12 protein-coding genes are annotated in these 15,880 nt (G+C 61.6%); 4 read left to right on the top strand and 8 right to left on the bottom strand.

The window, feature by feature from the left end; all coding sequences use genetic code 11:
• The 4 genes from ACTFPK_RS01745 to ACTFPK_RS01730 form a co-directional block, all read right to left on the bottom strand.
• A partial coding sequence (locus ACTFPK_RS01745; RefSeq protein ID WP_439910955.1) for a TetR/AcrR family transcriptional regulator occupies window positions 1-809 on the bottom strand: 809 nt, incomplete at its 3' end.
• A 749-nt stretch (window positions 810-1,558) separates the two neighbouring features.
• Window positions 1,559-2,839 (bottom strand): cytosine deaminase, encoded by a 1,281-nt coding sequence (codA, locus tag ACTFPK_RS01740; protein ID WP_439910954.1) that lies wholly within the window; start codon window positions 2,837-2,839, stop codon window positions 1,559-1,561.
• A gap of 51 nt (window positions 2,840-2,890) precedes the next feature.
• Window positions 2,891-4,276: a cytosine permease gene (codB, locus tag ACTFPK_RS01735; protein ID WP_284891560.1), complete on the bottom strand. Its 1,386-nt coding sequence runs from the start codon at window positions 4,274-4,276 to the stop codon at window positions 2,891-2,893.
• Window positions 4,277-4,480: 204 nt separating this feature from the next.
• Window positions 4,481-7,198, bottom strand: a complete 2,718-nt coding sequence (locus tag ACTFPK_RS01730) for a Cna B-type domain-containing protein (protein ID WP_439910953.1) — start codon at window positions 7,196-7,198, stop codon at window positions 4,481-4,483.
• A 115-nt stretch (window positions 7,199-7,313) separates the two neighbouring features.
• Here ACTFPK_RS01730 and ACTFPK_RS01725 point away from each other — a divergent pair, with 115 nt between their 5' ends.
• The 3 genes from ACTFPK_RS01725 to ACTFPK_RS01715 all read left to right on the top strand — a co-directional run bounded on the left by ACTFPK_RS01725 (window position 7,314) and on the right by ACTFPK_RS01715 (window position 10,546).
• The gene (locus tag ACTFPK_RS01725; RefSeq protein ID WP_274736344.1) at window positions 7,314-8,345 is read left to right on the top strand and encodes an ATP-binding cassette domain-containing protein; all 1,032 of its coding nucleotides are present in this window, start codon (window positions 7,314-7,316) and stop codon (window positions 8,343-8,345) included.
• 153 nt (window positions 8,346-8,498) lie between these two features.
• Entirely contained in the window at window positions 8,499-9,971 is a 1,473-nt protein-coding gene (locus ACTFPK_RS01720; protein ID WP_274736346.1) for an anthranilate synthase component I family protein, read from the top strand.
• The gene (locus ACTFPK_RS01715; protein ID WP_274736347.1) at window positions 9,971-10,546 is read left to right on the top strand and encodes an anthranilate synthase component II; all 576 of its coding nucleotides are present in this window, start codon (window positions 9,971-9,973) and stop codon (window positions 10,544-10,546) included. Before ACTFPK_RS01720 ends, ACTFPK_RS01715 begins: the two co-directional genes overlap by 1 nt.
• 22 nt (window positions 10,547-10,568) lie before the next feature.
• Here ACTFPK_RS01715 and ACTFPK_RS01710 read toward each other — a convergent pair whose 3' ends face one another.
• The 4 genes from ACTFPK_RS01710 to ACTFPK_RS01695 all read right to left on the bottom strand — a co-directional run bounded on the left by ACTFPK_RS01710 (window position 10,569) and on the right by ACTFPK_RS01695 (window position 13,371).
• Window positions 10,569-11,444, bottom strand: coding sequence for a hypothetical protein (locus ACTFPK_RS01710; RefSeq protein ID WP_284896096.1), 876 nt, complete (start codon window positions 11,442-11,444; stop codon window positions 10,569-10,571).
• Window positions 11,441-11,710, bottom strand: coding sequence for a hypothetical protein (locus ACTFPK_RS01705; protein ID WP_274734428.1), 270 nt, complete (start codon window positions 11,708-11,710; stop codon window positions 11,441-11,443). Before ACTFPK_RS01705 ends, ACTFPK_RS01710 begins: the two co-directional genes overlap by 4 nt.
• Before the next feature lie 43 nt (window positions 11,711-11,753).
• Window positions 11,754-12,146 carry a hypothetical protein gene (locus ACTFPK_RS01700; RefSeq protein ID WP_284896098.1) on the bottom strand — a complete coding sequence of 131 codons (393 nt, stop codon included), beginning with the start codon at window positions 12,144-12,146 and terminating at the stop codon, window positions 11,754-11,756.
• A 154-nt stretch (window positions 12,147-12,300) separates the two neighbouring features.
• Complete coding sequence (locus ACTFPK_RS01695; protein ID WP_439910952.1) at window positions 12,301-13,371, bottom strand: hypothetical protein; 1,071 nt, start codon at window positions 13,369-13,371, stop codon at window positions 12,301-12,303.
• 56 nt (window positions 13,372-13,427) lie between these two features.
• On the opposite strand from ACTFPK_RS01695, the gene ACTFPK_RS01690 reads away from it, so the two are divergent.
• Window positions 13,428-15,880, top strand: a 2,453-nt coding sequence (locus ACTFPK_RS01690; protein ID WP_439910951.1) for a Rib/alpha-like domain-containing protein, incomplete at its 3' end; no start/stop codon positions are given.

Genomic DNA, 15,880 nt, shown 5'->3' with positions numbered 1-15,880 from the left:
GAGTGTTCTCCATAGGCGGCGCGGGTAAAACTGCCCACTTCGGTGGCGAGGCGGGGAAGATCCTGGGGATCTGCGGGTTCTTCGGTCATCCAGTGGAGCACGCGCCAGAGCAGGCCGGCGGCCACCATGGAAGCAAAGTCCATCTCCGCTTTCGAGGGCGGAGGATAGGAGCCGGGCTGGGCAGCCGGCGCGGGCAGTGTGGGCAGTGTGGGCGGGACTGTTGGTGCGCTTGTTCGCGCTGGCGTGCCTGTGTGCGCTGGCGCGTTGCCGTTCGGACGTGGTGCCTCCGGTGCAGATGTGCCGAACATGACGCGGCCGCGGGCGCGAATGGCCGGGGCGCTGAGCAGGCGATCACGAATGGCCGCGATAATCGGAGCTGCGCTACCGAGAGCCGCGGAGCTGGTGAGGGCTGCGACAATGAGGTGGCGGTGCTCAAGCAGAGTGGTGAGCATGGGGAGGAGTACCTGCCGCTGCACGTCAAGCGAAGGTGCTTCTGAGGTGGGAACCGGGGTGGCGTCAAAAATCGCGTGGAGACGCGTGAGGACGACGGCGCGCACCAGCTGGCTGATCCCGGAAAAATGCTGGTAGAAGGTGGGGCGGGTAACCCCGGCTTCCCGCGTAATCCAGGAGACGGTGAGGTCGTCAATAGCGGCGCCGCTATCAATGAGGGAGGCGGCGGCGTGCACCAGGGCCTCGTAGGAGCGCCGGGCGCGCGGGTCGTCCCCGGCAGGGCCGAGGGTATCGTGTTGGTTTGCGTTCGGCGTTCCGCTCGTGCCGCCACGTGGAATGTCTGCGTGTACCTCTGTCATGTTGTCTAATTTACACATGTAAAATAGGCGGCGCAAGGGGGTGGTATGTGTTGTTTGGGGTGTAGTGCGGATGTCGTACATGCGAAGTACACCTCGGAAAAATACCCTGGCTCGGCCGGTGTGGTGGGTTGGTGTGTCGAGTTGCGTGTGGAGGGCTGGTTATGAGGGGTACTGGGGGTTTGGCTGGACTTCTGCTCCGTGAGGTGAGGGCAAAGTGGTCTTGTACGACATCGGCCTTTATAAAGTGGTACTAGCCGACAGGGCATCGGGTGTTGGTTGTAGCTCCAGTACCACTTTGTGGGTTGGGGTGATGGTGAGTGGTCGGTGTCGCCGTCGGTTTCACAAAAAGCAACGCCCTGTGGCGATAGTGAATAGAAAGCAACTCCTCAAGGCGGGGGCTTACAGAAAGCAACACCAGCGCATGATTTAGAAAAGTTAATGTAGTTGCCGTTGCGTTTTGTGATCTGGAGGTCGGCGGTTACCACTTGCTGACTGCCATGCTCGCAGAAAATCGCAGCGGGCAGCCCGCAGGCTGTCCGAGAGTGGCGCAGCACCCGCCGGCCGTCGGCCACCAGTCGCACATAGGCCACCGGCCACCGGCTTAAATTCACCGAACCCCCGGCCTGTCACTCGGCCGAGGGTCCGGGAAAACCATGCGCGCACACGCTTATCACACGCCCGCCACGCACGCACACGCGCTCATCGCGCTCGCCACACGCACACGCGCGCCGCACGCGCAAAGCAAGCGCTTAGAAATGCCAGGCGTGCTCCGGCTCAGTGGACTCGAAAAGCAGCTCGCCGCGCCGGTACGAAGCCACCACCGGCGCGTGGAACGCCAGGGCCTCACGCCAGGACTGCGCCCCCAGCACAATGAAATTGGCCGGGTTACCCACCGCGATCCCGTAATCGGGCAGGTGGAGCGTGCGCGCTCCGTTATGGGTGATGAAGCGGTAGGACTGATCGATCTGGGACGCCCCCATCATCTGGGTCACGTACAGGCCGATGAGGGTGACATCGCGCAGCGACCCCGTGCCCAGGGGATTCCACGGATCGACGATATCGTCTTGCCCGAAGGACACGTTGATGCCCGCCTCTGTCAGCTCCTTGACCCGCGTCACGCCGCGGCGCTTCGGGTACGTATCCGTCCGGCCTTGCAGATGGGTATTCACCATCGGATTGGAGACGAAATTGATTCCGCTCATCTTGAGCAGTCGCAGCAGCCGAATGAAATAGGCATTGTTATACGAATGCATGGCCGTGGTGTGCGAGGCCGTGACTTTCTCCCCGATACCCGCCTCGTAGGCCCGAGTAGCCAGGGTTTCCAGGCCGCGCGAAGCGCCGTCGTCGATCTCATCACAATGCACGTCCATGAGGAGGTTGAATTCCTGCGCGAGTCCCACCGCGTAATTCAGCGAGCTCACCGAGTATTCGCGGGTGAATTCGTAATGCGGGATGGCGCCGATGGCGTCCACACCCAGCTCGGCGGCGGTGCGCAGTAGCTCGCGCCCGTGCGGATAGGATTCGATGCCCTCCTGCGGGAACGCCACCAGCTGCAAGGTCACGTGGTCGCGCAATTCCTCGCGCAATTCGAGTAGCGCGTGCAGCGCGGTGAGCTTGGGGTCATTGATATCCACGTGGGAGCGGATGTATTGGATCCCGAAACGCACCTGCTGGCGGATCGCCCGCATGGCCCGCTCCTTGACATCCTCCACCGTGAGCTTTGCCTTGCGCTGCGACCAGATCTCGATGCCCTCGAAGAGGGTGCCAGATTCGTTGGGATGCGGATCGCCCTCGGTCATCGTGGTGTCCAGGTGGACGTGAGATTCCACGATGGGGGGCAGGGCCAGGCGCCCGCCGAAGTCGCGGACCTGCGCGGCTGGCGCGTGACCCGGCTGCGCCGTCGTACCGGACACGGGTGCGGGTGCCGAAGCTGCGGGTGTGATCGCGGTGATGATGCCGTCGGTCACGGTGATATCGGACAGGTGGTCAGCGTTTTCGATGCGCAGATTCCGGAAAATCTGGGTGCTCACGGATGCTCCTTTCGGTTGCGCGGGTACGGGTGCAGTGCGGTGCGCGGGCGGTTACTTCATTGTGGCGACGACGCCGCGGCCAGCGAAATACACGGCCAGCGCGGCAACGATAGCGTTGAGCGAGGCAATCCCCACCGGGATGGTCCAGCCCACCAGGGCCCCGGCAGCCACCGCGATAACCGCAGGCCAGGCCACCGCGCGGGTCGCTGAAGTATTCGAGGTATCCGCGGCGCAGATCCGACCGGTTTCCACCGCCTCCACAATGGCGTGGTAGGCGCGGCGGTTGGCGAAGTAGTCGGCCACCAGCACGGTGCCGATCGGGGGCAGGGTGGCGTTGAGGAAACTCAGCCAGCCCACGAAGTTGTCGTAGAGCCACAGCGCGCACAGGGTGCCGAGAATGCCGGCGATAATAACCAGCGGCTTCTTGGGGCGCTTCGTCATATTCGCGAAGCCCAGGCCGGTGGTGTAGAGGGCGTTGTTATTCGTGGTCCAAATATTGGCGCCCAGCACGATAAGGGCCGGGAAAGCCAGGCCCTGAGCGATCATCACGTAGAAAATATCGTCCTTGCCGGTGAAGGCACCGCCCACCGCGCCGAAGGAGAACATGAGGGTGTTGCCGAGGAGGAAGGCGATAACGGTGGTGATAACCGCGGATTTCGCGGAGCCGGCGAAGCGGGTGAAGTTCGGGGTGGCCGAGCCGCCCGAGATGAAGGATCCGACCACCAGGCCAACTCCCACCATCACCGGCATGCCGCTGGTGTTGGCGAAGATGCGGGTGAGGCCGCCGCCGTCCACCGTGGCGGTCACCATCGAGTAGGTGCCCAGCCCGGCGATGAGCGGCACGGAGATGAAGGAGACGATCTCGATGGCCTTGATGCCGTAGTAGGCGGAGGCGGTCATAAGGCCGCCGGCGATCAGCACGATCGGCCAGGGGCTAATATTGAGGATTTCCGCGGTGGGGATAGCGAACATGGCCACCCCCACGCCGAACCAGCCCATCTGGGTGAAGGCGATGAGGAAGGAGGGAAGGAAGGAGCCGAAGCGGCCGAAGGAATGGCGGGCGAGTTCGTCCACGCCCATCCCGGTTTTCGCGCCCACGTAGGCCAGCGCCCCGGTGAAGGTGGCGAGGATGGCGCCGCCGATGGAGACGGCGGCCACGAAGCCGCCCAGGTCTAGGCCGATGCCGAGCTTCGCTCCGACCGACATGGACGCGGAGAAGAAAGTGAAGCCGAGCATAACAAAGCCGACGGCCCAAAAGGAACGTCGGCTTGAAGTGGGAACAACTCCGAATGAGAAATCCTCGTCCGGCCGGTTGTTAACTCCTGCGGAATCAGGAACACCGGAAACGCCGGAACTGGCGGGAACGGTGAGATTCCCATCGATAGGGTGATCAATCGGGTAAGTGGCGGTCGTGGTTGTCGTTTCCGTCACGGACATAAGTGCGTGTGCCTCCGAATTTTCCTGAGCCTTCCTGATTTTGGCTCAAATTGCCAATAGCATATTCCTCTCCCGGACCGGAGGGAAATTTTTTCGGCGTGAAACGGCTCTCAGTAGCGTGGCTGGCATTTAAAGGTACGACGACGGCGGGGGTGGTACATCGCGGTGCGATGTACCACCCCCGTGGGTAAGGCGCAGGGCTCGTTAGCGCTCAGCGCGGAGCCGGCGCCACGCCAAGATTCCGAGACCCGCTAGCAGCGCTGTGCCCGCCAGGGCCGCTCCGGAACGAGCGTCGCTGCCGGTGCGCACGATCCGCGGCGGATTGGCCGGCGGGGTGACCGGCGGTGTGCTCGGCGGGGTTCCCGGAGGGGTTCCCGGAGGTGTGCTCGGCGGAACGCTAGGCGGCACCGTGGGCGGAAGGCTCGGTGGCGTTGTTGGCGGGGCAGGTGGCTCCGTCGTTGGTGGAGTGGTGGGCGGCACCGTGGGTGGCTCACTCGGTGTGGGTGGCACCGGAGGTGTCGTCGGCGGAGCGGGTGGCTCCGTGGTGGGCGGCGCCGGGGGAGTGGTCGGCGGCGCCGGAGGCTCCGTAGTCGGAGGTGGCGGTGTATGAGTATTCGTGATCACGTACCCGCTGGCCGCATCACCGCTGATCACGGTGGTGTAGCCGGGAACCGGCACCTCGCGCACCGAGTACACCGCCTTGCGGCCCTCGCGGTAGACCGGGAGATTCGTGAAAGTCCCGGTCCAACCATTCGCGGCGCTTAGCTCAATGCTCTGGCCAACCGGCTGGCCGCCGTCCAGGAGTTCGACCGTGACCTTATCGGGGCGCAGGCCGGCAGGCGCGGCGTCGTCGTTCCATTTCTTAGCCACCGAAACTTCGGTGGACATCGTGTTGGTGAGCGCTACCGTGTACAGCTTCGCGCCGTCATCCGCCGTGGTGGCGGTGGTGCGCAGTGTGTACGGGGAATTGTCGGCGCCGTGTTCGCGGAATTCGATGGGGAGTTGCTTGCCGGTTGCCGCGTCGATGAGCGTGGCCGGATTCGGGAAGTTGGGGATATCCGCCGTCCACTGCTGCGCTGCGGTGAGCGTGATCTCCTGGAGTTTATGCCCGCCCACCAGCACGTCTAGCGTGATGGACTCGGGGCGGGTAGCGGCGTCGTCGCCCTCCCAGCCTTTCGTGACGCGCAGCTTCCAGATGTCATCCTCACCGAAAATCAGCTCGCCGTTATTGGTGATGCCGCCGCCGCCGCTAATACCTACATTGGTGGCATTGTTATTTTCGATAATGACACTGGCCAATACTCCCGCCAGGGCCTTCGCCTCCGCGCTGGGAACCGACTTGAAGGCTTTATTATCAGTAATCGGTTGGCCGAAGGGAATCGGCGTGTTTTCCCCTCCTTCCTGGTAGCGCGGCAGCTGCTTTTCCGCGGGCCAATTAGCGTGAATGCCGTAGGCGGAGCCGTCCTGGAACCAGGCGCGCGGCGAGCCGCCGAGCATCCGCTCGGTCAGAGTAACCGGCTGGCCAGCCACGGGCGTTGGGTTATCGAATTCGTGCTTGGCAACACTGAAGAAGTCATCGCCCGCGCCCTTAAACTGCTTTTCTTTTCCGGCGTCGGGTGCGGAATTATCGAAAATAGCCACGCCCCGCGTGATATGCATGGTGGTGGTGCCGGTGGGGCAGTTCCACAACCCGCCGCCCTGAGCGCCGGGCGGGCGGTTTCCGGCTCCAACCAAGCGCATATCCTTGATGTGGTTATTGCGAATAACGGTGTTGTGCATGGTGAGGTGTGCCTTGGTGTCATTGTAAATGGCACCGCCGCCCCAGAATCCCGTGGCAGTATTGCCACGCATAATTGCCGCGTTGATGACGGCACGGGTAGTGCCTCCGAAGGAGATACCTCCACCGGATTTCAGCGCGGTGTTCTCGGTAACGGTTAGTCCGGAGATCGAGACGGTGGAATTCAGGATATTGAGGCCGCCACCGAAACCGTTGGCAGTGTTACCGGAAACGGTGCCGCCAGTGAACGTTGCCTTGCCGCCGTCGATAAGAATACCGCCACCAAAGCCCTTGTATTCGCCATTGGAGTTTCCGTTGATTTCCCCACCGTTCATGGTGAAGGTCGAGTTCATGAGGGCGAGCGCTCCACCGTATTCAGTGGTATTACCGCTGAGCGTGCCGCCGCTCAGTTCCACCGTGGCGCCTTCGGTGAAGACCGCCCCGCCAAAGCCGGGGAACCGTGGGTGGCTCACCGTGTTCTTACTCAGGGCGCCTCCGCTGATCGTGAGTTTCGCGGGCTGCTCCGCGCTGCTCCACACCCCAATGGCGCCACCGCGAAGCAAGCCAGAATTCTGGCTGATTGTGCCGCCGCTGATGGTGACAGACCCGCCGTAAGCGGTAATCGGTGCATACTTTTCCGCGGCAACGCCGTTCGGCCCGAGCGTGCCACCCTGTGGTGCACTGGAATTTCGCGAAAAATCAGCGGTACCGCTGAAATTCAGCTCCCCGCCCTGCACGAAGATCACCGGGCCGGTGAGGGCCGTATCGTGAATCGACCCGGCGTTTACCTCAAGCGTGCCTTCCACCACGAATTGGGTGCGGGTGAATGAAGGGCCGGCCAGCGTGAGGGTGCCGCCTTTCTCCACCTGCACGGCCGGTAGATCCGCCCCGGTCACCTCGCCGCTCCCGGTGAGGGTGAGGTGGGTGCCGGCCGGAACGCGCAGTACGGGTGCGTCCGCCGCAACTGTCAAATTATTGGAAACTGTTGCGCTTACCGCGCCCGCTTGGGAACCGGTGGCGACCAGCTCCGCCCACGTGGACGGAGCGGCCGATCCCGGTTCGCCAAGGGCGGCAGGAAGCGGTGCAATCACCGCTAATAAGCCGATAATAAGGGCGCTCAGGGCGCCGGAGAATTTTCTGACCACAGCTGCCTCCTTCGGAGTGGTCATAAAAAACGCCGCCAGTCGCGTTCTTAATAAAAACTATACATAACTCAGAATACTCTTCCGTTTGGTGCTGCGTTGGTGAAGTAAGGGTGATGTGGTGTGTTTCGCCACCGCGCTGGTCGGCCCGCATCGTATCCTCCTTTTCGACGAACCAACCTCCAATCTCAGCCCCGAGATGGTCGGCCAGTTCGCCCAGGTCGTCCGCGCACTCAAGAGCCGCGGGTGGACCACAATCATCGCTGAACATCGCCTGTATCCGCTGCGCGGCGTGGCTGATCGCGTCGTCGTTATGCACGGCGGGCGCATCACCGGGCGTTACCCGGCCGCGGATTTCTTCGCGATGGGGGAAACGGAACGGATTGGCTTGGGCCTGCGGACCTTGCGGGTCCCCGAACGCGCGGCGCGCGTGCCCGCCACCGGGAAGAAGGGCGACGACGCCGGCGCGGCTGCCGGTGCGCCTACCACCCCGGGCGTGGTAGCCGAGGCGGTACGCTTTGCTTACGGCTCCCACGAGGTGCTTAACCTGGAGCGGGTGGAGATTCCGGCCGGGCAGGTCACCGCGCTAACGGGGCCTAACGGGGCCGGGAAAACTACCCTGGCGCGGGTGCTCATCGGCCTGGCCCATCCGGCCTCCGGCGCGCGAATTTCCTTCGGCGGGAAAGTGTGCCGGGGGCGTGAGCGGCTCCGCCATTCCAGCTTGGTGATGCAGGATGTCACCCGCCAGCTTTTCGCGGAAACCGTGCGCGGGGAAGTGGCGCTGGGGAATTCCGGGGTGAGTGAGGAACGCATTGAGCAGGTCTTGGCCGACCTCGGATTAGGCGAGGTGGTGGATCGGCATCCGGCTACGTTATCGGGCGGCCAGAAGCAGCGCCTCGTCGTCGCCAATGCTACGGTCGCCCATGCCGACTTTTATGTCTTTGACGAACCGACATCCGGGGTGGATTATCGGCACCTCCGCTCCATCTCCACTCACATCCGCGCGCTTGCAGCGCGCGGAGCCACGGTGCTGGTGATCAGCCACGATCCGGAGTTCATTAACGAAGTGGCCGATAACGAGCTGCATCTTGAACCGCGCGATCCGGAAAGTGGAACGCAGCGCGCGGAGCTATTCGGCCTGCTAAAGTGACGGGTATGGATACGGGTTGTGCAAAGCTTGCGGCGCTGGGCGCCGGCTGGCGTCGATGGCGCGCCTAATTTTTCTTCCCCGCACGTTGGCGCATCGTGCCTGACGTGACCCGAGAATTCACGACCACCCGCACTGTTATCACAAAGGATAATTATGCAGTTTTACCCTGCCCTCGCTGAACTGAGCGCTCTCGGATCCGAGTACCGCGCGGCGCCCGTCGCCACCGAAATTCTTTCCGATTCCCTCACGCCCGTCACCGCACTGAAGATCCTCAAAAACGTTTCCGATCACGTCTATATGCTCGAATCGGCCGGCCAGGATCAAACATGGGGGCGCTACACGTTCCTCGGTTATGACCCGAAACTCGAAATTACCTGCGTGGATGGGCAGGTGCGTATTAATGATCAGCCGGCTGCGTATGATTCTCCTGATTCTCCGTCGGATGCGATCCGGGAGGTGCTCGCCCGCTATCGCAGCCCGAAAGTTCCGGGGATGCCGCCTTTCGCCGGTGGACTCGTGGGATATTTTTCTTATGACTACGTGAAATATGCCGAACCGACCCTGCGGCTCGATGCCCCGAACGACGAGGGTTTTAATGATGTCGATCTCATGCTTTTCGACACCGTTATTGCGTTCGATAACTTCCGCCAAAAAATCATATTAATCAAAGTGGTGGGGCTCGATAACCTCGCGGAAGAATACCCGCGCGCTACCGAAGAATTAGGTGAGTTGGCCCAGCTGCTTCTGCACGGTGAGCCGGTGGCTGATACGTCCGGGCAGCTGACCGGGCCGATCACTCCCGTGCTTAACGAGGCGGAGTTTGTGGCGATGGTGGAACGCGCCAAGCACTATATTCACGAGGGTGATATTTTCCAGATCGTGCTCTCCAATTGTTTGCGCGCGGAATTCACCGGTTCCCTTATTGATACTTACCGGGTGCTGCGCACTATTAATCCTTCTCCGTATATGTTCTATTTCAGCGGGCACAATATTGAGGTGGCGGGGGCATCCCCGGAAACCCTGGTGAAATTGGAGGACGGCACTCTCTTCACCTTCCCGCTGGCTGGTACCCGCCCGCGCGGGGCCACCCCCGCGGAGGATGCCCGCTTGGAAGAGGAATTGCTGGCGGATCCGAAAGAATTAGCCGAACACAATATGCTCGTGGATTTGGGGCGTAACGATATCGGGCGCCTGGCACAATTTGGCACTGTCAATGTGGATCGCTTCCATGACGTGGTGCGTTTCTCTCACGTGATGCATATTGGTTCCACGGTGAGCGGGAAAATCCGCCCGGAGTTCGATGCCCTCGATGCCGTCGCCTCAATTCTTCCGGCCGGCACCCTGAGCGGGGCACCGAAGATTCGCGCCTGCCAGCTCATTAACGACCTTGAAGGCAATAAACGCGGTATTTATGGCGGGGCCATCGGCTACCTCGATTTTTCCGGGAACCTCGATACCTGCATCGGTATCCGCATCGCCTACAAAATCGGGAACACGGTTTACGCGCGTAGCGGCGCGGGCATCGTCCAGGATTCCGTAGCCACCACCGAATACCAAGAAACACTCAATAAGGCCGCGGCCGTTTTGGAAGCTTTGCACGACGCCGCCCAGCTGGAGGAATGCTAATGATCCTCATCATTGATAACTACGATTCATTCACCTACAACCTGGTGCAGCTGGTCGGAACTTTCCGCCCGGATGTCAAGGTGGTTCGCAACGACGCCCTGAGTGTGGCGGAGATTGACGCGCTGGCTCCGGACGGAATTATTATCTCCCCTGGCCCGGGTTTCCCCCGCGACGCCGGGGTATCCATGCCGCTGGTGGAACAACTGGCCGGAAAATACCCCATCCTCGGGGTGTGCCTGGGGCACCAGGCCATATGTGAAGCCTTCGGAGCTACCGTGACCTACGCCGCGGAAGTAGTGCACGGCATCGCCCGGCCGGCGCGCATGGATACGTCCAGCACGCTCTTTGCGGGGTGCGAGGAGAAAGAAATGGTGGCCCGCTACCATTCCCTCGCCGTCAAGGACGATACCCTCGGTGATGAGCTAGCCGTAACCGCGCGCTGCGTGGGGGACGGGGAAGTCATGGCGGTGGAGCACCGCCGCTTCCCGGTATTCGGGGTGCAATTCCATCCCGAATCGATCCTCACCCCCTGCGGGCGCACAATCATGGAGAATTTCCTCGCGCGGTGCCGGTAGCTGCGGCGTCGTACTCCGTCCGTTACTCGGAGCGTGTCACTCGATCTGCCAGGTAATTAGCTTGGTTTGTAAGAATCATCGTGCCGAGGAACATCCGAAAGAGGATTCGGGAAAGAAAGCCGCGCTGCCCGAAACTCTCTGTCAGGGTGACGAAGCAGCCTTCACCGGTAGCACTTGATACGGCTTCCGGATCGTTTTCTGCGAGCAGAGCGAAGCGGCGGGACTGTTGCTTGGGAGGTTTCTGCGTTCCGGAATATTCCCAGACGGTGGGCTGTCCTTCCGCGCCCGCGTAGCGGAGCACCCAGTCAGACCCATCGTGGGACACATCAGCAAAATTGGATGCGGCGAATTCCGGGGAAGCGGCGTATTCGCGTACTTTGCGGGCGCTGGTTGGCAGGTAGATGCGCAGCCGTTGTGTGCCGCTCACGCGGTGGGGCTGGGCTAGAGGTTCGGCTGCATCAAGTGCGGCAATGAGTTGCTCAAGGTTAATTCCAGCGCGTTCCACAATCTCGCGGCACGATGCTTCATCGCGAAGCAAGCGGACGGCCACCCCACAGTGATAATCATTGCCCGGGAATTTTCCGCTGAGGAATTTCTGTAGGTCCGCGGGTGGGGCGAGCTCGGCGGCGTCGTCGAAAATCTCAGTTCGGGTGCGTTCACGTAACTGCACGGGCGGTAACCCAAATTCTTCGAGGCGCTGCGCGTGGAGCTGACTAGCGTGTTCGCGCGCGGCGCGCAGGGTGAGGCCGGCACGGGCGCAGACGCGGCTGGCGCTGCCACCACTGGCGAGCAAGGCGAGGAAAGCATCAACGAGGGTGATTTCCTCACGCCAGGCACGGCGAGCTTCGAAAGCGGAGTTTTGGATGAGCTGCAGGGCAGCGGCGGCGGGGAGTTTCATGACGGGTTCCTAAGTTCGCGCGGCAGCCCCGCCGCGTATTTGCGATGGGCTGATTGCTTGGTTACCTCGAGGCAACGGCCAATATCGCTCCAGGACATACCCGCGCGCACCGCTTCCTCGACGTAGTATTTCGTGATGCGATCAGCCTCCACCCGCATGGCGTGGGCCGCGCGCAGCTTTTCCGCTATCACGGCAGGATCGGCTGGGGAAGCTGCTGTGAGATCACCCGCCTGCGGCCGTACGTTTTGCTGAGACTCAACCACCACGGCGTCAGTATATGCTGACGCTCATGTGTGGGGCAAGGGGGCATTACGCCTGCGGTGCACAGGCCCCGGGCCGAGTGGGGCGGCAGGCGTGGAGTGCTGAAGCGCAGACGCCCAGGGAGCCGACTATCCAGGCTGCGGCACCGATGAGGTTAAGTGTTTCGGGGCCGCTCGCGAGCCACAACGAAACGACGCCTGCGCAGAGCGCTACCGCGCATAGCGCGTAGGCGATGCTGGCTCGGGTCCTGCCGGCGAGGGCGAAGGTGGAGCGGGTGCCCGCGGCGGCCAGCAGGAGTGTGGCCGCAACAAAAACCGCGGGTGTGGCGGTTCCGGGTGTGAAGTACCAAGTGTCCGTCAGGTTGAGGGCTAGGGTACCGAGGCACAGCGTGAGTAAAACGAAAGAACTTGCGAGCGATCCGTAGCGGGCTGCGGTGTGCATGGTAGCGACACCTCCTCGTGAGATATTTTACTGATGCGGGTGCGGATGCGGCTGTGAATGCAACGCTCCCCGGGAAAGGCTGAGATTTCAGCCGATCCCGGGGAGCGTTAGTTTTCGTTTCTACGTGATCACACGATCACGTTCGTGAAACTTTTTAGCGGCGACGACGCCCAGCGACCAGGGCCCCACCGGCAGCCACCGCAGCAGCCGCGGCCAAGAGCCCAAGCGTCACATCAGCACCGGTGTGCTGCAGCTTCTTGACCTTCTTGACCTTGGTGGGCTTGGAGGCATCCGGCTTGTTACCCTTATCGCCCTTATCAGCATTCCCGTTGTTGCCGTTATCGGCCGGGCCGAGAAGCTTAACAGTCTTCTCGGCCGGGATTTGGGTTTCGGAGCCGTCGGGGAAGGTGACGGTTACGGTGCCGTCCTTGCCGACAGTCACTTGGGTGTTGTCGGGGAGGTCGGGGTTGGCTTTCTTGACCTTGTCCTTGACCTGATCTTGCTCTTCGGGGGTGAGGTTGTTCGGATCGACGACGCCGGTGATTTCGGGATCGTTGATCTTGATTTTCTCGTTGTCCTCGAGCTGACGGACGGTCTTGTCCGGAGTGATCGTGGTTGTTGACTGGTCCGGGAACGTGACGGTTACCGTGCCGTTTTCGGAGACGGTGATCGTAGTGCCGGTCGGAAGATCCGGGTTCTTCTTTTCGACGGCCTTCTTGACCTGCTCGCGTTCGGGATCGGTGAGCTTATTGACATCAACAACGCCTGTGAGGTCGGGGTCGTTGATCTTGGTCTTCTCGTTGTCCTTGAGCTGGCGGACGGTCTTGTCCGGAGTGATGTTCGAGGTCGATCCGTCCGGGAAGGTGACGGTCACGGTCCCGTCCTTACCGACGGTGACCTGGGTGTTCTCCGGCAGGTCGGGGTTGGCTTTCTTGACCTTATCCTTCACCTGCTCCTGTTCTTCAGGCGTGAGGTTGTTCGGGTCAACGACACCGGTTACTTCAGGATCCTTGAGTGTGATCTTCTCATTGTCCTTGAGCTGACGAACCGTCTTGTCCGGAGTGATCGTGGTTGTTGACTGGTCCGGGAACGTGACGGTTACCGTGCCGTTTTCGGAGACGGTGATCCCCCCCCCCCCCCCCCCCCCCCCCCCCCCCCCCCCCCCCCCCCCCCCCCCCCCCCCCCCCCCCCCCCCCCCCCCACTCCAGCGCTGCCCTCTCACCATTCACGTGCGCGTCACGATCCACCCTAACGATCCATATCCCTACTAATGGAGAAATAATGTCCCAACACACGGAGTCGACTCAGTCGGCGCCCGGAGTCTCCGCGTCTGTGTCCCGCAAGGGTGGGCATCGTCGTCGCACGAAAGTGTGGGCCGGTCTCACCGCCGCGGCGCTTATGACGACGTTTGCTTCGGGATTCGCCTACGCTGCACCGCAAGGGAATTCCGGTGCGGCGCCGACTGCTCCCGCAGCGCAGTGTCCGACGTATGTCGGTGATACCGCTGTTGAAGCAGGAGCGAACCAACCCGGCGCTAACCGACCGGATATTCCTGCCAAGCAAGATGCCATCATCGAAGCCGATGCTTTCAAGAATGGCTGGATCAAGACCACAACGGATGCCAGTAACGCCAAGAACACGCTCTCGGGGCGCGCTTTCTTTGGTGGCGTTGGTACGCCGGCAACCACGTCGAACGGTGCCACCCCGGTTCCGGATGGAACAAAGGTATACCTGCAGTGGCGCGATACCGATGGTTCTGCCTCCCCGATTTACTCCACCACTGTCCGAACGATCGACGAGAGCGATGGCAGCCAGATTGGCCCCGGCGCCTACGCCTTCGATCTTCGCGTTCCGTGGGTGGATAACACCGGAAAGCAGCACCTGTACAAGGCTGTTGCTGGCCAGTACTACCGCCTGTGGATCAACGATTTCACCAACCCGGCCGGCAACCCTGTCACCATGGTGCGCCAGGCTGGCGGTTTCTTCCCGGGCGCTTTCGTCAATAGCGTGACGGCTAATAATCTTGGCCAGTTCCCGCTTATCGGTACGAATATGCAGCGTACCGCGGTGTTCATGTACACCGATCCGAATGATTACCTCACCCGCCCGAAGAATGAGTGGATTCACGATGATAAGGGCGCGCTGCCCGATCCTGCTGTGACTCTCTCCACCCGGGATTCCATTTCCGGCAAGGTGTGGTTCGAATCCGGCGCGGGCGATCTTGCTAACTCGGCAACCGGCCCGAATTTCAACTCTTCCGGCGACGTGGTTGCCCCCGGCTACACGGTGGTGCTTTCGCAGCTGACCCCGGCCGGCAAGGCCGCGCTCCAGGAACTGCGCAACGCCACTCCGTCCGTCAATGACCGCGAGGTCAAGGTCCGTGACATGCTCACCGAGCACCCCGAGTACATCGAGGGCACTTACACGGCCACCACGAACGAAAAGGGTATGTACACGATCCGCCTGCCGAAGAACGCCGGTGCGGACGTGGACCGGATCTACATGTACGTGCTGGATCCGAACGGACGGATAGTTCCGAACTATTCCTCCTTCATGCGCCAGACCTTCAATATGTTCAACTCGAACGCCTCGTGGACTCCGCAGACCTCCGCCGCGGTGAACCTGATTACCAACAACTGGTACAACGTCAATTTGGCGCTGGTGCTCAGCGTGCAGGTGGAACTGGATATCACGAACTTCGATGCGCAGGAAAACTATGCGCTGCCGGGTCAAACCGCTGAAATCAAGCTCACCGGCAAGGCGCTTTCCCCGCTCCCCAATAAGATCGTGTGGACCGATTCGAAGGGCAAGGTTGTTCAAACCAATGGCGACCTGAAGAAGCTCAGCGACGCCAAGAAGGCTTTCTTCACCGTTCCGGAGAACGCGAAGGACGGCGAAATCTACACGGCAACTCTTTACGCTGCCGATAACGCCGTTTCTTCGGATTCGTTCATCGTGCGCGCGCTTCCGGTGAAGTACGACGCCGTCAAGGTGAAGAAGACTCAAACCGAGAAGAGCAAGGCTCCTTACGCGACTCGCGAAGCCAAGGGCTTCACGCAGGCCGGTAACAATAAGTACCGGCTGCCCGAGGGCACCAGCTACGCGCTGGGCGAGACCGCGAAGAACTGGGCCAGCATTGATCCGGCCACCGGTGTGGTGACCGTCAAGCCCGGCGCGGACGTGGCCCCCTGCGACTACCGCATCCCGGTGGTTGCTACGGTGACCGATCCGCTCAATCCCAAGAATCAGCTCAAGCTGAAGACCTGGGTTCCGGTCACGGTTGTGCCGCAGCTTTCCGACACCTACGATCCGATTTACAAGCAGGACAACACCGTTGAAGCGGGGCAGACCATTGAGGTTCCGGCTCCCACCTTCGACAAGCCTGCTACGAAGAAGGTAGAAAAGGACCCCGCTCCGACGGAAAAGGGGAAGAAGACCACCTTCAAGCTCGGTGACAATTCCCCGATTACCGCCACTGTCAATCCCGAAACCGGTGCCATCACGGTGACCCCGGCTGCGGGTACCGCTGCTGGCCCTTACGAAGTTCCGGTTGTCGTCACCTACCCGGATGGCAGCACCGATACCGTCAAGGTTCCGGTTACTGTCACCACTCCGGCTCCGGTGGATACCGATAACGATGGTGTGAACGACGACGCAGATCAGTGCCCGACTATCGCTGGCCCGGCTTCTAATAATGGTTGCCCGGCGTGGAACGACGGCGAGGGTAAGCCTGG

This window comes from Actinotignum sp. UMB0459 (assembly GCF_051905915.1).
GTDB lineage: Bacteria > Actinomycetota > Actinomycetes > Actinomycetales > Actinomycetaceae > Actinotignum > Actinotignum sanguinis.
Note: the sequence above shows the minus strand (reverse complement) of the source record. Positions and strands in the feature narration are given on the sequence as shown.

Coding starts and splice junctions, on each gene's coding strand:
- ACTFPK_RS01695 (WP_439910952.1), bottom strand. CDS start 13,371: ATGGTGAGAGGGCAGCGCTGGAGTGGGGGGGGGGGGGGGGGGGGGGGG.
- ACTFPK_RS01700 (WP_284896098.1), bottom strand. CDS start 12,146: ATGCACACCGCAGCCCGCTACGGATCGCTCGCAAGTTCTTTCGTTTTA.
- codB (WP_284891560.1), bottom strand. CDS start 4,276: ATGTCCGTGACGGAAACGACAACCACGACCGCCACTTACCCGATTGAT.
- ACTFPK_RS01710 (WP_284896096.1), bottom strand. CDS start 11,444: ATGAAACTCCCCGCCGCCGCTGCCCTGCAGCTCATCCAAAACTCCGCT.
- ACTFPK_RS01715 (WP_274736347.1), top strand. CDS start 9,971: ATGATCCTCATCATTGATAACTACGATTCATTCACCTACAACCTGGTG.
- ACTFPK_RS01720 (WP_274736346.1), top strand. CDS start 8,499: ATGCAGTTTTACCCTGCCCTCGCTGAACTGAGCGCTCTCGGATCCGAG.